General features: G+C 41.2%; 18 protein-coding genes. 11 read left to right on the top strand and 7 right to left on the bottom strand.

What is annotated here, in order from left to right:
* Positions 1–86: 86 nt before the first annotated feature.
* Positions 87–1,712: a methyl-accepting chemotaxis protein gene (locus GZH31_RS02690; RefSeq protein ID WP_180311348.1), complete on the top strand. Its 1,626-nt coding sequence runs from the start codon at positions 87–89 to the stop codon at positions 1,710–1,712.
* A 167-nt stretch (positions 1,713–1,879) separates the two neighbouring features.
* Positions 1,880–3,120, top strand: a protein-coding gene (locus GZH31_RS02685) for an IS3 family transposase (protein ID WP_374027183.1) whose coding sequence is annotated in 2 segments (ribosomal slippage) — positions 1,880–2,237 and positions 2,237–3,120 — 1,242 coding nt in all. Because the reading frame shifts where the segments join, the coding sequence is not laid out codon by codon here.
* A 56-nt stretch (positions 3,121–3,176) separates the two neighbouring features.
* Here the strand turns inward: GZH31_RS02685 and GZH31_RS02680 are convergent.
* Together GZH31_RS02680 and GZH31_RS02675 are read right to left on the bottom strand one after the other, a co-directional pair.
* Complete coding sequence (locus GZH31_RS02680) at positions 3,177–3,959, bottom strand: YggN family protein (protein WP_036971085.1); 783 nt, start codon at positions 3,957–3,959, stop codon at positions 3,177–3,179.
* A 151-nt stretch (positions 3,960–4,110) separates the two neighbouring features.
* Positions 4,111–6,540 carry a zinc-dependent metalloprotease gene (locus tag GZH31_RS02675; RefSeq protein ID WP_075594068.1) on the bottom strand — a complete coding sequence of 810 codons (2,430 nt, stop codon included), beginning with the start codon at positions 6,538–6,540 and terminating at the stop codon, positions 4,111–4,113.
* A gap of 161 nt (positions 6,541–6,701) precedes the next feature.
* Here GZH31_RS02675 and GZH31_RS02670 point away from each other — a divergent pair, with 161 nt between their 5' ends.
* On the top strand, positions 6,702–7,670 hold the full coding sequence (locus GZH31_RS02670; protein WP_075594067.1) for a class 1 fructose-bisphosphatase: 969 nt from the start codon (positions 6,702–6,704) through the stop codon (positions 7,668–7,670).
* Positions 7,671–7,770: 100 nt separating this feature from the next.
* Here GZH31_RS02670 and GZH31_RS02665 read toward each other — a convergent pair whose 3' ends face one another.
* The gene (locus GZH31_RS02665) at positions 7,771–8,091 is read right to left on the bottom strand and encodes a hypothetical protein (protein WP_036971092.1); all 321 of its coding nucleotides are present in this window, start codon (positions 8,089–8,091) and stop codon (positions 7,771–7,773) included.
* A 43-nt stretch (positions 8,092–8,134) separates the two neighbouring features.
* Between GZH31_RS02665 and GZH31_RS02660 the strand changes: the two genes are divergently transcribed.
* The 3 genes from GZH31_RS02660 to GZH31_RS02650 all read left to right on the top strand — a co-directional run bounded on the left by GZH31_RS02660 (position 8,135) and on the right by GZH31_RS02650 (position 12,699).
* Positions 8,135–8,497: a DUF5522 domain-containing protein gene (locus GZH31_RS02660; RefSeq protein WP_075594066.1), complete on the top strand. Its 363-nt coding sequence runs from the start codon at positions 8,135–8,137 to the stop codon at positions 8,495–8,497.
* Positions 8,498–8,672: 175 nt separating this feature from the next.
* Complete coding sequence (locus tag GZH31_RS02655; protein ID WP_065978137.1) at positions 8,673–11,105, top strand: TonB-dependent receptor; 2,433 nt, start codon at positions 8,673–8,675, stop codon at positions 11,103–11,105.
* Between the two features lie 55 nt (positions 11,106–11,160).
* Positions 11,161–12,699 (top strand): sulfotransferase, encoded by a 1,539-nt coding sequence (locus GZH31_RS02650; RefSeq protein WP_036971096.1) that lies wholly within the window; start codon positions 11,161–11,163, stop codon positions 12,697–12,699.
* Here GZH31_RS02650 and GZH31_RS02645 read toward each other — a convergent pair.
* Positions 12,674–13,510, bottom strand: coding sequence for a sulfurtransferase (locus GZH31_RS02645; protein WP_075594065.1), 837 nt, complete (start codon positions 13,508–13,510; stop codon positions 12,674–12,676). The two genes, GZH31_RS02650 and GZH31_RS02645, sit on opposite strands and share 26 nt — an antisense overlap.
* A gap of 126 nt (positions 13,511–13,636) precedes the next feature.
* Between GZH31_RS02645 and GZH31_RS02640 the strand changes: the two genes are divergently transcribed.
* Positions 13,637–14,389 carry a glycosyltransferase family 25 protein gene (locus tag GZH31_RS02640; protein ID WP_118843988.1) on the top strand — a complete coding sequence of 251 codons (753 nt, stop codon included), beginning with the start codon at positions 13,637–13,639 and terminating at the stop codon, positions 14,387–14,389.
* 62 nt (positions 14,390–14,451) lie between these two features.
* On the opposite strand, the gene GZH31_RS02635 is transcribed toward GZH31_RS02640, so the two are convergent.
* The 3 genes from GZH31_RS02635 to GZH31_RS02625 form a co-directional block, all read right to left on the bottom strand.
* Complete coding sequence (locus tag GZH31_RS02635) at positions 14,452–14,853, bottom strand: adenylyltransferase/cytidyltransferase family protein (RefSeq protein ID WP_036971103.1); 402 nt, start codon at positions 14,851–14,853, stop codon at positions 14,452–14,454.
* Positions 14,850–15,917, bottom strand: coding sequence for a CDP-glycerol glycerophosphotransferase family protein (locus tag GZH31_RS02630; RefSeq protein WP_036971106.1), 1,068 nt, complete (start codon positions 15,915–15,917; stop codon positions 14,850–14,852). The genes GZH31_RS02635 and GZH31_RS02630 overlap by 4 nt, the downstream gene beginning before the upstream one ends.
* 295 nt (positions 15,918–16,212) lie before the next feature.
* Entirely contained in the window at positions 16,213–17,319 is a 1,107-nt protein-coding gene (locus GZH31_RS02625; protein WP_065978141.1) for a phosphoribosylaminoimidazolesuccinocarboxamide synthase, read from the bottom strand.
* A gap of 217 nt (positions 17,320–17,536) precedes the next feature.
* Here GZH31_RS02625 and GZH31_RS02620 point away from each other — a divergent pair, with 217 nt between their 5' ends.
* The 4 genes from GZH31_RS02620 to GZH31_RS02605 are packed head-to-tail and all read left to right on the top strand — an operon-like array spanning position 17,537 to position 21,101.
* On the top strand, positions 17,537–18,610 hold the full coding sequence (locus GZH31_RS02620) for a CDP-glycerol glycerophosphotransferase family protein (protein WP_257473673.1): 1,074 nt from the start codon (positions 17,537–17,539) through the stop codon (positions 18,608–18,610).
* Between the two features lie 16 nt (positions 18,611–18,626).
* Positions 18,627–19,325, top strand: a complete 699-nt coding sequence (locus GZH31_RS02615; RefSeq protein WP_065978142.1) for an ABC transporter ATP-binding protein — start codon at positions 18,627–18,629, stop codon at positions 19,323–19,325.
* Positions 19,312–20,604 (top strand): FtsX-like permease family protein, encoded by a 1,293-nt coding sequence (locus tag GZH31_RS02610; RefSeq protein WP_074988836.1) that lies wholly within the window; start codon positions 19,312–19,314, stop codon positions 20,602–20,604. Before GZH31_RS02615 ends, GZH31_RS02610 begins: the two co-directional genes overlap by 14 nt.
* 8 nt (positions 20,605–20,612) lie before the next feature.
* Positions 20,613–21,101 (top strand): DUF3299 domain-containing protein, encoded by a 489-nt coding sequence (locus GZH31_RS02605; protein WP_036971118.1) that lies wholly within the window; start codon positions 20,613–20,615, stop codon positions 21,099–21,101.
* The last annotated feature ends 13 nt before the right edge of the window (positions 21,102–21,114 follow it).

Raw genomic sequence — 21,114 nt, 5'->3', positions numbered from 1 at the left:
AATCATGATAACGCTGTCATTTTTTCTTAATTAATGCTGATAAACATGGTAGAAGATTAAAGGGGAAATAATAAAGGAGGCTGACTGTGTTATCAGGACTAGCTTTAAAAACAAAAATCACCTTTTTTGCTATCGCTATTTTTATCGCGTTATCAGCGATAGCTTTACTAGGTTTGCAATCATTACGTCATGCCAGTGAAAGCGACAATATCGCTCGCATAAACCAACTAATGAAAAGTACTACCAACATTGTAGAACAGTTTGAGTTGATGGTTAAAAACGGTCAACTTGAAGAAGTACAAGCCAAAAAACTCGCAATCCAAGTACTTAGAGAAAATAAATATCACGACTCTGAATACGTGTATGTGGTCGACAACAACCTTGATTTTGTTGCCACACCGCATGATCCCGAGTTGCATGGTACGAGCTTTAATGACTTTAAAGATGCCAGTGGTAACAGTATTGGTCGCATGGTTGAAAAACTGGTGGGTAATACTACCAATAAAATTATTACTTATCATTGGGACTCTGTCCGTGACGGTGAAACCGTCGACTTAACCTCTGTCGTGCAAAAAACACCTCTGTTCGGTTGGTATGTTGGTACTGGTATCAGCGCAAAAGAAGTTGATGAGCGCTACTGGAGCACCGCAAAATGGTTGCTCGCTTTATCAATGCTCATTGCGATAGCTCTCACGTTTGCTATCGCTCGGTTTGGCTCATCACTCACCAATGCTTTAGGCGGTGAAATTGATGAAGTAATTGGCATTGTTAAAAACGTATCGCGTGGTAATTTGCATTCGCCTATTCGCCAAGATGCTCCTAGTGAAAGCATTATTGCCGCTATGCATTATATGCAACAAGGTTTGCGAGGCGTTGTTGGCGGTATTAAAGACGTGACCGACAGCTTACAAAATCAAAGTGTTGACAATGAATCACGTTCAATTGAACTTGATAGACTTACTCGCAGCTTAAATGAGGAAACGCAGATAGTCGCCTCTGCAATTACCGAATTAACCGCCTCAGCGCAAACCGTCGTTGAGCATGCCGAGCAAGCCGCTTATTCAGTCCAAGAAGCTGAGAATCAAGGGCAAAGTGCCAGCCATTTAACCAACGAAGCAGCCGAAACCATTGCCCTGTTAGAGAAGCAAATTGACAATGCGGGCAATAACATTCAAGTACTTGATGATGAGGTAAATAATATCGCTAACGTACTTAGCGTTATTCAAGGTATTGCGGAGCAAACAAATTTACTTGCTCTGAATGCAGCCATTGAAGCCGCCCGAGCGGGGGAGCAAGGTCGTGGTTTTGCCGTTGTCGCCGATGAAGTGCGTGGTCTTGCGCAGCGTACTCAAACCAGTACCGAAGAAATACGTAATATGATTGGGAAACTGCAATCAGCAACGCAAGATGCTAAATCTTCCGTGTCGTTAAGTATTGCAACCAGTGAACAAACGGTAGAAAAGTCGACTAAAGCAAACGAAGCGCTTAATCGCGTCGCCAGCTCGCTTAGTGCCATTGCTCAAATGAGTCACCAAATTGCAATTGCAGCGAAAGAGCAGCTAGATGCAGGTGAAGATACGGCAAAACGTATTGTGACCATCTCTGATACCGCAGCACAAACAGCCAATGTATCAAATCAAGCACACACTGCGACTGATTTAATTAAAGGCCTCACCACAAACTTAGAAACCGAAACAGCTAAGTTTAGCTAATGAGTACACTTAACGTGTTATTTATGTGCATTTGTCATAATGAGTTCTCAATGTGTCAGCACATTTAAAACAACACAGTACATGACACTAAAAAGCCCAGTAAACAACTGGGCTTTTTATTATTGATTGTCTCGTCCTGAAATGTGTTTACACATTTAGGACTTATTATGACCAAGTCAAATAATACACCGATCAAACGAACACAACGAGATTATTCATTAGGCTTTAAATTACAAGTTGTCGACGCTGTAGAAAAAGGCGATATGACTTATAAACAAGCCCAAAAAATTTATGGCATACAAGGTCGCTCAACTGTGCTTACTTGGTTGAGAAAACACGGTAAGATGGATTGGACTCAATCACCTAAGATGACTATGCCTAAATCACCTAAAGCCAAAGAAAGCCCCGCACAAAAAATCAAGCGTCTCGAACGAGAGCTCGAAGATGAGCACTTACGTAACCTGTTACTCAATGAAGTGGTTAATATTCTTGACGCTGAGCATGGGACAAACCTTAGAAAAAAGTATATTGCCAAGGAGCAAGAAGCCTTCAAAAGCAAAAAATAGTTAGCTTAGAACGTGCTTGCAAGCTGCTTGGGATAACGAGACAAGCAATATATCAACGAGAGAGCAGAGCTAAATTGCGTGCTATTGAACTTGCACCAGTTAAAGCGATGGTATTGGAAATACGACGCTTTATGCCGCGTTTAGGTGGAAGGAAATTATATTTTCTACTGAAACCCAAACTCATAGAGCAAGGTATAAGTTTAGGTCGAGATGCTTTTTTTAGTTACTTAAAAAGTGAACATTTATTGGTTAAACCTAAGCGTAGTTATACAAAAACGACGTTTAGTAAACATTGGATGAAAAAGCATCCTAACTTGCTTAAAGATAGACAACCATCGAGGCCAGAAGAGGTATTTGTAAGTGATATAACCTACGTTCAATCAACGCAAGGTGTTCACTATCTATCGCTGGTAACTGATGCGTATAGTCGCAAAATTATGGGATATGAACTCAGTGATGAAATGAAGGCGACAGATGTGGTTAAGGCATTAGATATGACCATCGCTAATCGTCAGTATCAATGCAGTACGATTCACCATTCAGATAGAGGGTTACAGTATTGCTCACGGGTATATCAAGTAAAGCTTAATGAAAATGGCATTACTCCATCGATGACCGATGGCTATGATTGCTATCAAAATGCATTGGCGGAGCGCATTAATGGCATATTGAAGCAAGAATTCTTACTCTATAAATGCCAAAATCTGAAAGAGCTACGTGAACTCGTCGAAGAATCAATAGTAATATACAATGAAATGAGGCCGCATTTGAGTTTAGGCATGGAAACCCCAAACCAAGTGCATAAAAAAGACCAGGAGCAAAAGCTACTGGCCTTCAATTAAAACCGTCAACGTATTTTAGGACGAGACAGATTAACTTAACTAAGACCTGGACTGTATTAGGATTTAATCTGTACCAAATCAAAGTCAGCCATCCCTGGTACTATTTTTTGCAACCGTGACTCGGTAACATCTAACGAGTTCAAACACTCACAATACTCAGAAGCTTTCATTTCAAGTTGCTCTGCTTTCTTTTGGAGGGACTTATCTATTTCTTTAGATATAATATCCATACGCTGTCCCATGTCGTTGATGCGGTCTTCAATATTTCCTTCGCGAGATTTAAAGGCATCCCCTAACGAAACTAAAATAGCGCCTAATGAACCATGCACCGCTGAGTGAATTTTTTGACTGATCTCTTTAGTAAAGAAATCATCAATTTTCGATAATGATTGCGGAGCAATAAAGAAAAAGTCATCACCGCGCTTAAATTTATCCATCAACGCGCGTTCTACATATTGTAGTTGAGTTTTTAATACTTCAGGCTCTTTATCAGACATCCCTTCAACAACTTGTTCAATTGCGCTCAACCCTAAATTCACACCGTCAGTGGCCAGTTCAACTAATTCTGGCACCGTATCTCGGATACCAAGACTAAATTGCTCAACAACTTTGGTTTCTTCTGGATTTAAATCAACCCAATAACCACGAATAAACAGCTGGTTATTATTATTAATTTGCACACGAGTTTGGCCTTTATCAACAATACGAATGACATCGTCAGTAATAATTAAGCCATGACTTAGCTCGACCTCACATTGTTTTTTTTCTAACGAGGCATAACTAGAAAAGCTAGAGAATGCAATGGCCGCTGCCAATAACGAGCGAGAGAGTAACGCCATATACACCCCAAAAAGACAAAAAAGAGAGGCCGCTAGATTAGCAAATATCCAATTTTATGCAAGTAAAACGCCAAGGCCTAACGTCGCTTTCGCAATAGCTCAAACGTTCATCCATGGTAAGGCTTGGCGTTTTACTTTTTAGACTAATAAGTTAAATTGGCGAGCCCGGAGGCATGGGTAATGCCTTAAAGTTATCCGGCCATTTCCCCGTGTCTAAAAATTGCGACACCTGCTCGCTCAAAAATTGCTTAAATGCACTGTTCCCTACCGAGGCACTGCCTAGCATTGACTCTTGCTGATAACTTTTTGCAAGCTTTGCCAAGTAATAACGAAACTGCGCTTGCACCTCAGGATCAACCTCATCACTGGCAACTAAATCAGCGAACTGCTTTGCCGTTAACAGTTGTACACGCTGAGTTATTTTACCCGCTAGGCCGTCACCCATTTTTTGCTCAAAAATTTGCTGATACGTTTGTGCTAATAACGCATCTAACCCATAAAACGCATCGCTTCTAGCGTGTTGTTGTGCCAAACGGTTAACACGTTGACTATTAAACAGTAAGCTTAAACTATGTGTCGCCGCCACTTCGGGAAGTGCCATTGCATCAAGGGTCAGTCCTGTACGACCAACAATACTCTCACGTGATTTTGACTCTCCGTACGCTTTCGGCGGAATAAGCGATAATATCGATTCAGGCAAGACAAGATTATCAGCCTTAAGCGTTTCAAGAAGCGCATTAACGGCTAATTGTTGCGTTTGTTTTGCAACCACCTGTGCACCTTTAGGTTGTGAGCCATTTCGTACTTCATATTCGTAGTTTACGCCAGCTACGAGCTTTACTGCAGCTTCAACTTGATAGCGGTGGAACAAATATAACGGCACTAACATTTCCTCTAACTGCGACAATGCAGTACCCGTTTTAATATTATGAATGCCAAAACTAGCGAGTGCTTGTTTGCGCACAGCAAGTACACGCATTAATTCATCACTGGGCGAACTGCCATTATCCCAAAGATGTCCCGTAGGGTGTGCCCCACCTTGTGCCCGAGCATCACTGTCTGAGATGAACTCAAGACCTTTACTTTTGTTTTCGGCAAGAATAGCAGCAAGCTGCTTTGTTTCATCTTGATTGCTAAAATCACTGTAGCCATATTTAACGACTTGAGTATCCCAAACGCCCATCCCAGATGCATAGCCGCGACTAACATCCAATTTACCGTGCTCATTAAAACTTAATAAAGGATGCGGGTAATCCATGACAGAGGCTCTGTCGGCAACAGACGCTGCAAAGTTGTGAGAAATACCCAGTGTGTGCCCTACTTCGTGCGCACTGAGTTGGCGAATACGGTCAAGCGCCATCGCATGTAAACGCGTTGCCACTTCATTCCCTTCTAAATACGGGGCAGCTAATGCTTCTGCTAGTAAGATATCTTGACGTACACGCAATGAACCAAGAGTCACGTGGCCTTTAATAATTTCACCCGTACGTGGGTCAATCACTGAACTGCCATATGACCATCCTCGGGTTGCTCTATGCACCCATTGAATCACGTTGTAGCGCACATCCATAGGGTCAGCATCATCAGGCAGCACCTTCACAATAAAGGCATTTTTGTAGCCTGCTGCTGTGAAAGCATCGTTCCACCATTTAGCCCCATCTATCAGTGCTGTTTTCACTGGCTCAGGCACACCTGGATCTAAATAATACACAATCGGCTCAACGGGCTCACTAACTGGTAAGCTTGGATCTTTTTTAGCTAAACGGTGACGCGGGATATAACGCACATACATGGTTTCATCCAGTGGTGCCGCATAATCTTTATGTTCAATACTCCAAAAACCAGCCTGCGGATGGAATTTACGCGGCGTGTAGTTGTCATCGGGTAATTTAATTAAAGAGTGATGCATGTGCACTGTCAGCGCATAAGGGTGCGCACTAACTTGACGAACATACTTACCAGGGTTGCTACCTTGAAAGGTTAAAACCGCTTCAAGCTCAGTATTTTCTGGGAATGCGTTTGAGCGCGTTAAATACACCGCACTTCGATTGGCGTCTACATTAAAACTACCCTGCCCCCGAGCTGCTAAGCTGCGAGTAACGCCATGTACATCACTTAATAAGTAAGGAGTGTAATCAATTAGGGTGGCAGAATCGGATTGGGCGACAACATCAAAGCCGGCAAGAATACTTGACGCAAATGCCTCTTTTATACTTTGTTGTTCAGCGACATTGGTAGTGTTAGCGCGATAATACGTATTGAGTGCACGTAACATGACTTTATCGCCAAAACGCTCGAACTGCACAAGGTGGGTATTGCCAAGTTGCCCTCGGTCTAGACCAATATCATTCGAGCCAACGCCATACGGCAAGCTTTGTTGTAATAAAAACGGCTGCGTGAGTTTATCTACCTCAACATAGACTTTGCCGTTTTCAGTGTCGTAATAAAAGGAAAAGTAACCTGAAAAATGTGTCATTTTTTCAGTAAAATCATTTATAGACTTAATTGCTGCGTGTGCTTGGGTTATCATAGTAAGTAACACAGCTAAGAGCAGGTATCGTAGTAATGGTATTTTTTGCATAATCTTATCTTTGTTATTCGCGTTTTAAATACTGTACAGGTATTAGGCAGTATAAAGTATCGCCGATAAAAAACAGCTATTTAAGACGAAATTCAGCGCTTGCTAAGACATTCTCTCTCACACTAAAAAATGTCTAGCTACAACGTTATCAGGAAAATAGAATGCGTAGACTCCCACCGGTATTGCTAGAAGATGGCTGCCCACGAGAACTGATTTCATTGATCAGAACGGTTCTTGCGGCATGTAAAGAAATTTCATTCCGTGTTGGCCAAGGCGCCCTTTCTGGCGTATTAGGGTCAACTCTTGATGAAAATATTCAAGGTGAAACACAAAAGAAGCTTGATGTCCTTACCAACCAGCTTTTAAAAGATATCTTATTAGAATCGGGCTACGTAAAAGCCATCGCTTCTGAAGAAGAAGATTTCACTGTAGCAGGGAATCCGGACGCAAAGTATATTGTGGCGTTTGACCCGCTTGATGGTTCATCAAATACCGACATAAACTCCTTAGTTGGTACTATTTTTTCAATAATGGAAGCCCCTGAAGGTGCAGACCCAGCTGACCAAAGTATTTTCATGCAACCAGGTAAAAACCAAGTTGCGGCTGGTTATGTTTTATATGGCCCATCGACAGTACTGGCATTAACAACGGGTAAAGGCACTCGCTTTTTTACGTTAGATAAAACACACGGTACCTTTTTATTAACAGAAGACTTTGCCAGTATCCCTGAAGAGACCAGTGAGTTTGCAATTAACGCCTCTAACCAACGTCATTGGCAACCGGCTATGCAAAACTACATTACTGACTTGATTGCTGGTGATACAGGTCCTCGTGGACGCAACTTTAACATGCGCTGGATTGCCGCAATGGTCGGAGATGTTCACCGCGTGTTATGTCGAGGGGGGATTTTTACTTACCCTACTGACACAAAAGATCCCAATAAACCAAACAAATTACGTTTACTATACGAAGCAAACCCTATGGCAATGTTAATTGAACAAGCTGGCGGTATTGCTTCTACCGGCACTGAGCGCATTATGGATATCCAACCTAATGCCATTCACCAACGTGTTGCGGTGATTTTAGGTTCCAAAAACGAAGTAGAAACTTGCTTGGGTTATCATAAGTAGCGACAGCTATAAAAAATAATAAAACCGTGTTTGTTAAAGCAGCACGGTTTTTTATTACTCACTCCCGGTTGTGCAATCACCGCGTTGGCGGCCAAAAAAGTTACTTAATAAGTGCTAATAACGTAATCAGCGTCTCTTTACTCAGCTCGCCCATTTGCTCAGCATTACTCAACGCAAAAATAGCCCCTTCAACAGCACTTTCATCGATATCTTGGCGTGACTCTAAAACACTCGCCCATAATTCTAACTCATCAATATCAATTTCATTGCTGATCACACGCTCTAGTACATTACAAAAAGTTGCTTTTGTGAGTGTATATATAGCGCCTTGATCATCTGCGGTATTAACGATTACAGCCACAGCTTGCTCGCGTTTCTTACCAAAACTCGCAAACTGACTTAGTGCGTCTAATTTATCCATTTGCTATGCTTACCTATTAATATCAAAAAATTACTTCTAGCCAATGACCATCCTTAGTTGCTCACAGTGTAATGCGACACTGACATGCCGTGCCGACGATATAAACGCATGCTGGTGTAATGAATTACCTGCTATTTTACCACTTGATGACGCCGCAACATCCTGTTTATGCCGTGATTGTACAATTAAAAAGATAAATCTATTTTTATCTACGCTATATGAACAGCCCCTTGCACAGCAATTGGCTTTTGCTAAACCCTTTTCGCATCATGGAAACTTAATAGAAAATCTCGATTACACAATGCAGAACAACTACATGGTATTTAGCCGCTGGTTCTTTTTAAAGCGTGGTCATTGCTGTTCCAATGGCTGCACTCACTGCCCATTTACCGATAAACAACAGTAAAGTAGAGTATTTATTCAGTTATTTTGCATTTAATTGCAAATAACGCATGACTGAAAGAATAAAAATACATTATAATTGGATATAAATTCACTTAATATCCCTTATTTATTGCTTAAACTATTAACTTAGTGTGTATTTTAAGCATAATTTTATTGTAACTTTATCGGAATCAAACATGAATACCTTTAAGCCTGCTCTACTTGCCAGTGCAATTTCTGCGGTTTTAATCAATAGCAACATCGCACTCGCTGCTGATGATACTGTTGAACTTGATAAATCAATTGAAACTATTCAAATCACTGCAACGCGACGAGCAGGTTCAGTACAAGATGCGCCACTTAATATCACCGCTTTAAATGGTGATGTAATTAGCGATCAGAATATTGGCGATCTTGAAGATGTTGCACGCTGGGTACCCGGTTTAACAATTTCTGACCAAGGTGGTCGTGAAGGGTCTCCGATCATTGTACGTGGTCTTAATACAAATACCTCAGACCGTATTTCTGACAGTGGCACTGTTGCAACTTATGTTGGTGAAATACCGCTCAGCATCGATTTGCGTTTAACTGATGTTGACCGTGTAGAGGTCCTCATTGGTCCGCAGGGCACCCTGTATGGTGCAGGTACTTTAGGTGGCGCAATTCGCTATTTATTAAAGCAGCCAGAACTTGATATCACTGAAGGTAAAGTAACCGGTGATGTATTCAGCATGAATGAAAGTGATGGCACTGGCGGTGAGTTTGGTGTGGTATTTAACACCCCACTCATTGACGATAAACTCGCATTACGTGCCAGCTTGAACTATTACGATAACCCAGGTTACATTGATTACACCCACGTGGTTAAAGAGCCGGGTGTGTCTAACCCAAATCCTGACTTTAGCGACAGTAGCGACGTTAATGCGAACCTTAAAAGCGTCAGTGACGTGAACGATGAGCAAATTACCACTGCCCGCTTATCACTGCGTTGGTTAGCAACAGAAACAGTTGATGCAACGCTTAACTACTTCTATCAAAAACAAGAAAATGGCGGCAACTCAACATCGCAATACGGCTCGTTGGCTGATAGCAGTGCTTTGCAAGGCGTATCAGGTAAATACGACAATGTCGCGCGAGTGCTTGAACCTGGTGAAGAAGAAAACGATTTATTAAGCTTAGAAATAAAGGCAGATCTTGGTTTTGCGGAACTTGTTTCAGCATCTGGCTGGTCAAGCTACGAGCAGTCGGGCCAACGAGACCAAACAGACCTACTCTACGATATTTGGTCTGGCTATGCTGATTTCCCTGCATTTGTTGGTTACACGCACGATACATCAGAGCGCGATAATTTCACTCAAGAGCTGCGCCTCGTATCAAACAGCAGTAGTAATCTCAACTGGATTGTCGGCGGTTTCTACAACAAACTAGAAAGCCACTCTGATGACCGCGAGTATACGCCGGGTCTTACTGAGTACTGGGGGGGTGGCATTTTAAATGTAGAAGAAGATCTTGAATACATTCTCATTTCAGATAGTGAAACCACTGAAAAAGCTATTTTCGGTGAAATTGGCTACAGCATCACTGATCAGTTTGATGTCACCTTAGGTGCGCGTTTTTATGAATATGACGTATCGACTACGTCGGGCTCTGCAACACCACTATATTCAGGCGACTTTGATTCACTTGATAACCTAGTAATGGAAAATGTCAGTGCAAGCGATAGTGGTAACTTATTTAAGTTTAATGCTAATTACACGTTTGATAATGGTATTCTTGCTTACTTTACCGTCAGTGAAGGTTTCCGTATTGGTGGTGGTAATGGGATTGCACCATGCCCAGACGTGTTACCAGAGCAACAAATCGTTTGTGCACTTCCAAACGAAGAAGATTATAAACCGGATACCACCGTTAACTACGAGCTTGGTTTTAAATCATCGTGGTTGCGTAATCGCTTGCACTTTAATGCCGCGCTATTCAACGTTGATTGGAAAGATGCACAAGTCGGCAGCAGTACTGTTAACGGCCAAGAACTTATCACGTCAAATGCAGGCTCTGCCAATTCAAAAGGTGTTGAACTGTCTACCCGTGCCATGATCGGCGACAGATGGGCTGCTTATGCAACCTACGCGTACGCTAAAGCAGAGCTAACTGAAGATACACCTTACTTATTTGGTGTTCTTGATGACAAACTTGCACACTATCAAAGCTACTATGACGGCGCAAAAGGAGACCGTTTACCGGGAGCACCTGAACATCAGTTCTCATTTGGTCTGCGTTATGAGCAAGACATCCTCGGTGATAAGTTACTTAGCGTAAACTACGGGATTACAGCCCAAAGCGATGTAATCACAAAAGTAGGTTTAAAAGCCGACGGTGAAATACTGCCAGGTTACGCTCTTAGCAATTTATCAGCAAAAATTACAGGCGATATGTGGTCAGCAACCTTATACATCGATAACCTGTTTGATAAGTATGCATTTACCTCTGTACGCCGTGATAAGTCATGGGCAGGACAGTCTCAATATGCTGAGCTAAACAAAGAGTTACCTGAGTTACAACGTGTATATGGCCACTACACAACAGCACCCCGTACTATTGGCTTAAAATTTAGTTATAACTTTGAGCTATAATTAGCCTATCTCATAAAAGCCTTGCTGGTTTACCGCAAGGCTTTTAAGATGAACCATGCTTAATAGTACTCAACACGCGCTTCGCACACATATACATCAACTTCTAGCGAATAAACAACTGGCTGAAGCCCACCAGCAGTTAGTTTTACGCCTGCAGCAAAACCCGCATGATCACGTTAGCTACTTTTTACTCAGTGAAGTAAATACAGCTGCCGGTGATTTAAATAAAGCGGTTAAGTTAATTGAAAAAGCCCTCAGTATTGAGCCTTTAAATATTTATCATTTAAACCTCGCTAAGCACCTTATATTGCGAGGGGAGATAAGTCGCGCCACTGTTCATTATAAAAGTGCAATGGCAACACAGCATTACAGTGCGTTGGAGTTAGATACACTCGCCAACATTGCAACTCGCTTAGGCTATTATGATGATGCCCTTACATTTCAACAATCAGCCTATCAACTTGATAAGCAAACACCTCAAATAAGCTATAACTTAGCAGTGGCCTTAAAAGTTCACGGCCTGTTTGGCGAAGCTAAAACACTATTAAAGCAGCTTATTACTGAACACGAGCACTATTATCAAGCCCATTATTCACTGGCCGAGTTGAACAATACCGAAGAAGCTAAGCAGCACTTAAACGTGTTACACCCCCAAGCTAAACGCGTACATACAGCGAGTGATCAACAGGCGTATTTCCATAGTCTTGCTTTAAATTATGAGCATTTAAACGACTACGAGAATGCATTTAAGTACTTTACGCACAGTAAACAAGCTATTGCGCAACAACTTAACTATCAATCACAGCAACATCGTCAGTTTTGCCAAACATTAATGAGACACAGCACACACAGTCAATTATCCCCTAGTAACTCTGACTTTGCCCCTGTGTTTGTTGTAGGGATGCCGCGCTCAGGCACCACTCTCGTTGAAAAAATACTTAACCAAAGTGATGAATTACAAGGGATTGGCGAACTGAATGATATCGCACAACTCATGCAACATGGCACACAATCAAACCGTGTTATTGATAGTGAAATGTTCGCCAAGGCTTACGCTAGCGCTGACATTCACCAAACAATAACCCACTACCAACAACGAGCCGAAAAACTCAGTAACACACTGCGCAGTTGTGATAAACAACCGTTTAATTTTTACTATATTGATTTTATTTTAGCGGCTTTTCCTCACGCCAAAATAGTGTGTATGCAACGAAATTGGCATGATTGCAGCGTAGCCAATTACAGGCAGTTATATAACCCGCAAAGTGTCTTTCACCATTACAGCTTTACATTTTACGATATTGTCGCCTTTCACCAAGACTACACCGCTTTAGCGACGCACTTTGCCACTAAGTACCCTAAACAAGTGTATTTACAGAGTTACGAGCAGTTAGTCGAAGAGCCAATTAAACAAACCCAAAAGCTTTATGCATTTTGTAACTTAAATTGGCAAGCAAGCTGTTTGGCATTTTATAAAAATAACGCAGCATCTGCGACAGCGAGTAAAAAGCAAATTCGCCAGCCACTTAACAAAAATAGTATCGGCAGCTGGCATAACTACGCTGCATTTATTGATGCGGGCCTTTTTCAATAGGTAAATCGTGACAAGCTCCCCACTCACTCCATGAACCATCGTAAACCCGAAGGTTAGTATAACCACACTCATCCGCACACAAAGCAAGGGCACAGGCCGTCACTCCTGAACCACAGCTAAATTGCAGCTGAGTGTGTCCATTTACATGTGAGTTGAACAATGTGTGTAATGCATCAAGAGACTTAAGCTCCCCGCCATTCAATAAATCTGACAAAGGTAAAGAACGACTACCCGGAATATGACCACTGCGCATGCCATCACGTGGCTCTGCTTGCTCGCCAGTAAAACGAGCTGTAGGCCTTGCATCTAGCGTGATAATACTCGTATCTGAAAGTGAATTTAGTACCTGTTCTGCCGTGATAAAATAATCTTTACGGGGCTGTGCAACAAAGTTACCTTTTGTTGTCGGCGTATAATACTCAGAGTGAACATCAAATCCCTGAGCCAACCACTTTGCTAAACCTCCACTTAAGACTTTTACGTTATCAAAGCCCATAGCCTTAAACATCCACCATGCCCGTGCTGAACTAAATAAACCTTGGTCTTCATAAATAACAACACGTGAATTCTGATTAACTCCCGCGACTTGCATGTGTTCGGTGAATTGCTCGCTACTACACATCATACTTGGGACCGGATTACAGTTATCAGCCAGTGTATTTTTAAAATCAAAGCGCTGTGCATTCGGTAGCATAGCGGCTGGAGCGTAGCTGCCCTCCTGACCGGGGCGAACCATACCCGCATCAAAAATAACCAGATCCTTCGCTGTCAGGTTATTATTTAACCATGAGGCTGAGACTATATTTTTCATTTAATTCCTGTTTAGTCATAAGTGTTTAAACGCTGCAAACGCAATTCATCAAACTTTCAAATTCTGAATATATCTTTTATTCTAAATGTTAGAATAAAAATTAGAAAAGGTTAATTAATAGAAGTCATGTCAGTTCCTATATTTGTCATTAACATGCAAGGCAGTGAAAAGCGCTGGAAAACACTCAATAATAGACTTGCGAACTTAGGTATCAGCGCCGAGAGGTTTCCTGCAACAATTGGCAAGGAACTCACTAAAGAGCAATTAGATGAGTGGTATTCACCGCAAAACAATAAACAAAAATATCATCGTGACTTAACGCTAGGCGAAATAGGCTGTTATGTAAGCCACATGCGTATATGGCAAAAAATGGTCGATGAAAAAATTAATCATTGTTTAGTGCTTGAAGACGACCTGTTTATTGAAGAGCACCTAATATCAATCATAGAATTATCAAGTTCGCTGCATGGTTGGGATCTCATTAAGCTTTCTGACAACAGAGATTTTCCGTTTATTGATAGCAAAAGCCTTCAACATAATTTCACACTTGGTAATTATCGAAAAGCCCCAAATGGCACACAGGGATACTTAATAAGTTTACCTGGAGCAAAAAAATTACTTACTCGAAAACCCTTCTGCCGGCCTGTCGATGTGGATATGCAATTCCATAGCGAGGTAGGGCTGCAAATGCTAGGTATCAAACCCTATCCAATTTCAGAAGACAGAAGTTTTGAAAGTGATATAGTGATGGCAAATTCTGGAAGGCACTCATCACGATCCACATTCCTTAGGAACCTCAAATACAGAACTTGCATGTATTTGCAGCGAAAAGTGAAAACTGCAGAGTTAGAGAAAATAATGACCGAAAAAGAGACCTAATATTAAGTTGAACAAATATCAGGCGGTCAATTCACTCGCACAAAATAATGTGGTAGTTTTTGTTATTTACTCGAAGGATCGCGCACAACTTCAATTATCTCAGTTGTTGAGATTGATGGTGTTCGCTTTAAATAGACTACATCGCATAAATGCTTAAACTGATCAAAACGGCCCGCCCAATCATCTCCCATAACAAGAAGTTGAGCTTGGTGATCTTTGATATATTCAGCTTTAAGCTCCAATGAATGCTCAATAAATACTTCATCGACACATTTCATCGAACTAATAATTTTTAGTCTATCTGCTTCACTGTATACAGGTTTTCGTCCTTTTTTATATAAGTTAAGGTCATCAGAAGAAACCCCCACAATTAAATAATCTCCAAGCGCTTTTGCCCGTTCTAATATATTAATGTGCCCTACATGAAAAATATCAAACGTACCAAACGTTATAACACGTTTCATTTATGCTCCTCTAAATAAGAGACAATTCTCTTTGCTGAGTGTCCATCCGTCTTCCCTGCAAGCTTATAAATAATGTTTTCCCTTAATTCAACAAATTCAGCAGGTTGCTGTTCTGCAAACCCAATGATAGATTGTAATTCTTCGTAGCAGCTAGCTCGATTACAAAGCTGATGGAAATACTCAATATCGTCATCCAACCTTGCTTTCAATCTAAAAGAGAAAATTCCTTTGTAAGACCAACGTAACTTGTAAAAATCACACCAAACAACAGGTTTACCTAATGCCGCAAATTCAAAAATTGCTGATGAAGCATCCGATATCATAATGTCAGCAATGTCCAAAAAAGGGGTAAGGTCAAAATCATACTCGCTTGCTACGTACACATTATTAAACGTTGCCCATTGCTCTAGCTTTAAACGTTGCTTTTTATACCTTTGTTTAAACAAACTAAAATGATGAGGTTTTATAATTATATTGAAATCACGGTAGTGAGAGGGAAAATCATCGCTAAAACATTCAATAGAGCTGGGGTAAAAAGTAGGGGCATATAAGAGTGTTTTTTTACAAGGATCTAATCCTAAATCACTTAAATCAAGCTTTTCAAGTGTTTGATTAAATATGGGATCAAGCTTCGCATAACCAACATCGATAAAGTTACTATGTGGGTAAAGACTTTTCAAACGCGCTAACCTATGCTCACCTTCTACAAAACGCACTGTCGTTTTGTTTTGAGATACATCGTAATAACACTGCTTTGGCCCAATTCCATGCTGCATTAAAACAGTCTTTTTATTTAAAAGTTCAACTTTTTCAAAGCTATTGCCAAACACGATCCAATCTGCATTTGAGTTTTGATAAAAATTAAATGCATCATCACTGCTTGCTAACCAAATAGCATTTATTGAGTTTTTATTTATAAAGCTATGGCTAACATCTACGCTTCGCCTATCTTGGTTCTTGTAAAAAACCATCGAAACTTTATGACCTTTTGATAACAATTCCTGTAAAACTGGCACATATTGAGGAATGTAATACAGGTGCAGTACGTCAAAGTATAATTGCATTTTTCACAACTTAATTACCAAAAGGGGGCTCATTGTACATAAATAGATTTTTTGTTTCAGCCATCTAACCTAAATAAAAAGAGGCTAATAACACCCTATCAAACTAAATTAGACTTTTAGAATACAAAGGGTATCAAAGTTCTTAAAACAATGAAGCATTAATCTTTCTCTGCTCTACCTAGATAATAAAACGAGTGATATTCCCCCCCCCCTCGAAACAAAAAAGCCAAGTGCCCTTTTAGCAAACTTGGCTTTTATACGCTACATCAGTGCGTCACTGACGAAAGAATACAGCTTAGCCCTGCTTAATTAAGCCGTATTCTGTATCTAAAATGGCAATCACTTCACTGCGTGGATCACTTGGAATAGTGATCTCTTGGCCAATGATCTTACTTGCAATACCCACATAAGTATCTGATACCTCAAGCATCACAGATTCTGGCAAGGTGTAGTCTTTTGCAAGCTGCTCACGCTCATCCATACGATCTTTGTTTAATAACACATCACTGTCAGGCACATTATTGATTAATAACTGACGGAAGCCTTCTTTAGAGTTTTCGATAATTTTACCATCGCGATACGCTTGCCCATCCCAAATACGTGATGAATCAGGCGTACCCACTTCGTCGATGTATATAAGTTTGTCAGAACCATCAACGTCTTCAACGTAACCAAACTCAAATTTCGTATCTACAAAAATTTGGTCAAGTTTAGCAAGCTCTTCGCTGATTAATTTAAAGCCTTCAACCAGTAACTGTTCGTACTTCGCAACATCATCTGCCGACTTAAAATTAAACACTGACAAGTTATTAGTGATGTTTTCACGCGTGATATTGACATCATCCACTTCGGGGATTTCAGCTACGCCGGTAATAATTCCTTTCGTTGAAGGAGTGATAAGTACGTTATCTAGCTTTTGATTTGCTGTTAGACCTTCTGGTAAATCGATACCACAAAAGTTACGGGTACCCTTTGCGTAATCGCGCCACATGCTGCCCGTGATGTATTGGCGTGCAATTGCTTCCACTTTGACTGTACTTGCTTTGCGTACAATCCACACATAAGGGTGAGGAATATCAACGATATGGTTACCAGCAAGGCCTGCTTTATCAAACAATTTAAACCAATGAGATGCAACTGAGTTTAACGCGATCCCCTTACCAGGCACGCCATTTAAGCCATTCTCACCTTGCCAAATACAATCAAATGCTGAAATACGGTCAGAGATAACCATAATAGCAAGCTCAGTCCCCTTTGGAACCTGATACCCTTTTTCACTAATTAAACGCGCGCTGTCCTCATCAGTTAACCAATAAACTGAACGCACTTTACCACTGTGTACCGCACCTTTGGTACGGATCGGTAAATCATCGTTTACGTCTAAAACTTTATAGCTAGTCATGCTATCTCCGATAGTATTTGGCATGCTCTTAAAAGCACATGTATGGGATTGGGGTTATGGCCGCCTATAATAATCTAGACGCTGTGAAAGCTCAATCATTGCGCTCAGATCCGCTACGAGGCTCCGCAGATAAAATCAAAAAAAATTAAAATCTCCGTAATTTTGCTGTCATAAACAATATTTAGCTATAATACGCCTCTCGCAATAGGAGGTTTTTTTGGATTACTTAGCAGCTACCGCAGAAAAAAAATACTTAATGTATATTTCACAAAACTATTCGTACGCTATTTTGCGCCCATTACAGCAAGAAATCTTAGCGCGCGGTGGCCAAGTTAGGTGGTTTTTAGAGGGTAGCAACGTTAATCATGAATTCTTAAATGAGGGTGAACAGACTCTGAGTACTATAGAAGAGGTTCACAACTGGCAACCTGATGTTGTTTATGCACCTTCAAATATTATCCCTACATTTATTCCAGGAATTAAAGTCGGCGTTTTTCATGGGTTTGATGCCGGAAAGCTAAACAGAAAAGGCGAGAATGATCACTTTAAAATTCGTGGTTGTTTTGACTTATATTGTACTCAAGGACCGAATACAACGGCTCCATTTAAGGCACTTGCAACAAAATATGGCTTTTTTGAAGTGAAAGAAACCGGTTGGCCAACGCTCGATCCGTTCTTTTCACAGATCGCAAATAACCCTTATAAAAACCCAAATGATCCTAGAAAGACCTTATTGATCTGCTCAACGTTTTCAAAGCGATTATCGCTAGCCCCTAAACTTTACGAACACATTAAAGCATACAGTCAGCAAGGTAAGTGGCGTATTTTAGTGCAATTCCACCCAAAAATGCCGAGTGAGTTAGTCGAGCAATATAAAGACTTACAAAACGATAATTTAACTTTCGTAGAAACCGATAACGTATTACCGCTACTACAAGCGGCAGATGTCATGCTATGTGATACCTCCTCTATTCTGCTGATGTTTTTACTGCAAAGAAAGCCCGTGGTAACTTTTTGTAATCAAGCACCCGGTGAGCACCTTATTGATGTAACAAACCCAGATAAAGTTGAAGAAGCAATCGATTATGCGCTCACAACGCCTACTGAGCTGATGACAAAAATTGAGCACTTTTGTCAGCAGTTGCACCCCTACCAAGATGGCTTATCGAGTCAGCGTGTACTTGCAGCAAGCAATGAATTACTATTGAACAATCCAGTACTTAAGCCAAAACCACGTAACTTTATTCGTAATTTTAAAATGCGTAAAAAGTTAAATTACTGGCGATGGTAACAACGAATAGGTCGTTATGATCACGCTTTCAAATGTGCTATTTAAATGGCACGCACAACAAGCTTCGCCCACCATTAATATTGCTTCGCTGCATATTGAGCAAGGTGAGCATGTGTTTTTACATGGCCCGAGTGGTTGTGGTAAGTCGACGCTATTGTCTTTGCTTGCGGGCGTCACCACTCCCAACCAAGGGACTATCACTCTTTTAGATAAGGCTGTTAACCAATTAAGTAATAGTAAACGCGATCGTTTTCGAGCCGATCACATTGGTTATATTTTTCAAAACTTTAATTTATTGCCGTATTTATCACCTATTGAAAACGTAATTTTAGGCTGCCAATTTTCTAAATTACGGCAAAAGCAGGCGCTTAATAACAGCCCTTCTATTAACCTTGAAGCAAGTCGTCTTTTAACAGCACTTGGTTTGACAGATGCGTTACAGCATCAGGCTGTCTCTAAACTGAGCATCGGTCAGCAACAACGTGTTGCAGCTGCACGTGCATTCATTGGCAGCCCTGAAATTATTATTGCCGATGAACCGACCTCCGCACTCGATACACAAAATCGCCAAGCATTCGTTAAATTGCTGTTTGAACAGGCTAAAGCAACGCACAGTACACTGGTATTTGTAAGCCATGACGAAACCTTGCAAGGGCTTTTTAAGCGCAGTGTTAACCTTTTAGAGTTACAAGGAGGCACACATGTCGCTGCTTAAACTCGCGATTAAAAGTTTACTAAACCGCAAAGCCAGTGCCTTACTCACCTTATTTACGATTGCCATTAGCGTCATGCTCTTGATGTCAATTGAGCGAGTGCGGGTCGATGCTAAAAGTAGCTTTAGTAACACGATTTCCGGCACTGACTTAATTGTTGGTGCTCGCACCGGCGACATCCAATTATTGTTATCTTCGGTGTTTCGTATTGGCCATGCTAATAACGGGGTTAGCTGGCACAGCTATCAATACATTACGCAACAACGTGGCGTAAAATGGGCCATTCCACTGTCGTTGGGTGATAGTCACAAAGGCCTTGCAGTGCTCGGGACCAATAAAGATTATTTCAACCATTATCGGTTCGGAAAAAAGCAGCCTCTTCGTTTTGCATCAGGCCAGCAGTTTAATCACTTATTTGAAGTGGTGCTGGGTTCAGAAGTTGCCAGTTCGCTTAATTATAAATTGGGCGATAAAGTCGTTATTGCGCATGGCATGGGTAACACTAGTTTTCATAATCATGATGATAACCCATTCACGGTAGTCGGTATTTTAGAGCCAACAGGTACGCCGGTTGATAAAACTCTCCATATACCACTTGCTGCAATTGACACGATTCATGGTAAATCTCATACGCACGAAGCCGACCATGTCGAAGATGAATCTCATGAGCATGAGCATGAGCATGAGCATGAGCATGAGCATGACGAGATTAATTTGGTTGGAAATCCTAAGCAAATTACCGCTTTTTTGCTTGGCTTCGATTCACCGCTTTACACATTACAAGTTCGCCGTAATATCAACCAATATAAACCGGAGGCTTTATTAGCGATTATGCCGGGAGTCACATTGCGTGAACTGTGGGAGATGCTGTCAATTGTCGAAAAAATCTTGCTGCTGTTTTCCATCGTCGTGGTCTTAATTAGTTTACTTGGTATGCTAACTAGCCTGTTATCGAGCCTAAACCAACGCCGAAGAGAGTTGGCAATTTTGCGTTCTGTTGGCGCGAGACCGTGGCATATATTCACCTTGATCAGTGTTGAATCAATTCTCATCACTGGGTTAGGTTGCCTGCTCGGCATTGTACTGTTCTATGGCTTAATGCTACTGAGCGCAGATTACTTGCAAAGCCATGCAGGAATAAGTCTAAATATAGCGTTATTGTCATCCTATGAACTCATGCTATTAGCTGCGATAATAGCAGCAGGCTTTATTGTTGGGTTAATTCCTGCGACCCGCGCGTATTTCTACTCACTTGCAGATGGTATGAGTATTAAAATTTAAGGAATGTTATGCAGTTTTTTCAAAAGTTCGCAGTCTTAGCGACATTATTACTATGCACAGGGGCTTATGCTGGACCACCAAAGGAAATCTTCTGGGAAGATTTAATCCCTAAAGGGCACGTGCAAATTGACACGCAAGCACAAGCAAACCATGAAGGCAGCGAGCAAAACTGGGTACAACCAGACCTTGATGCTCCTGTAGTCAAAGAACTTGATGGCCAATCAGTCAGTCTTCCGGGCTTTGTCGTCCCGCTTGAAGGGGACAGTGAGGTAATTACTGAATTTTTACTTGTGCCGTATTTTGGTGCTTGTATTCATGTACCACCTCCACCGCCTAATCAAATTGTTCATGTAACCATTAAAGGTGGCGTACCAATCGAGAGCCTATATGATGCCATTGTGGTAACAGGGGTAATAAGCACTGAGACTTGGTCCGGTGAAATAGCCCAAGTAGGCTATAAAATGAAAGCCGTCGGTGTTGCCCCGTTCGAGCTATAATTAAAAAGCACGC

The sequence above is a fragment of the Pseudoalteromonas sp. JSTW genome (genome assembly GCF_013423925.1).
GTDB lineage: Bacteria > Pseudomonadota > Gammaproteobacteria > Enterobacterales > Alteromonadaceae > Pseudoalteromonas > Pseudoalteromonas lipolytica.
The sequence above is the reverse complement of the archived record's forward strand: the minus strand, read 5'-3'. Positions and strand labels throughout refer to the sequence as shown.

What these genes read in the sequence shown, in the direction of transcription:
- GZH31_RS02615 (WP_065978142.1), top strand. Translation starts at nt 18,627, where the DNA reads ATGATCACGCTTTCAAATGTGCTATTTAAATGGCACGCACAACAAGCT.
- GZH31_RS02650 (WP_036971096.1), top strand. Translation starts at nt 11,161, where the DNA reads ATGCTTAATAGTACTCAACACGCGCTTCGCACACATATACATCAACTT.
- GZH31_RS02655 (WP_065978137.1), top strand. Translation starts at nt 8,673, where the DNA reads ATGAATACCTTTAAGCCTGCTCTACTTGCCAGTGCAATTTCTGCGGTT.
- GZH31_RS02680 (WP_036971085.1), bottom strand. Translation starts at nt 3,959, where the DNA reads ATGGCGTTACTCTCTCGCTCGTTATTGGCAGCGGCCATTGCATTCTCT.
- GZH31_RS02640 (WP_118843988.1), top strand. Translation starts at nt 13,637, where the DNA reads ATGTCAGTTCCTATATTTGTCATTAACATGCAAGGCAGTGAAAAGCGC.
- GZH31_RS02630 (WP_036971106.1), bottom strand. Translation starts at nt 15,917, where the DNA reads ATGCAATTATACTTTGACGTACTGCACCTGTATTACATTCCTCAATAT.
- GZH31_RS02670 (WP_075594067.1), top strand. Translation starts at nt 6,702, where the DNA reads ATGCGTAGACTCCCACCGGTATTGCTAGAAGATGGCTGCCCACGAGAA.
- GZH31_RS02645 (WP_075594065.1), bottom strand. Translation starts at nt 13,510, where the DNA reads ATGAAAAATATAGTCTCAGCCTCATGGTTAAATAATAACCTGACAGCG.
- GZH31_RS02665 (WP_036971092.1), bottom strand. Translation starts at nt 8,091, where the DNA reads ATGGATAAATTAGACGCACTAAGTCAGTTTGCGAGTTTTGGTAAGAAA.
- GZH31_RS02610 (WP_074988836.1), top strand. Translation starts at nt 19,312, where the DNA reads ATGTCGCTGCTTAAACTCGCGATTAAAAGTTTACTAAACCGCAAAGCC.
- GZH31_RS02675 (WP_075594068.1), bottom strand. Translation starts at nt 6,540, where the DNA reads ATGCAAAAAATACCATTACTACGATACCTGCTCTTAGCTGTGTTACTT.
- GZH31_RS02625 (WP_065978141.1), bottom strand. Translation starts at nt 17,319, where the DNA reads ATGACTAGCTATAAAGTTTTAGACGTAAACGATGATTTACCGATCCGT.
- GZH31_RS02660 (WP_075594066.1), top strand. Translation starts at nt 8,135, where the DNA reads ATGACCATCCTTAGTTGCTCACAGTGTAATGCGACACTGACATGCCGT.
- GZH31_RS02605 (WP_036971118.1), top strand. Translation starts at nt 20,613, where the DNA reads ATGCAGTTTTTTCAAAAGTTCGCAGTCTTAGCGACATTATTACTATGC.
- GZH31_RS02635 (WP_036971103.1), bottom strand. Translation starts at nt 14,853, where the DNA reads ATGAAACGTGTTATAACGTTTGGTACGTTTGATATTTTTCATGTAGGG.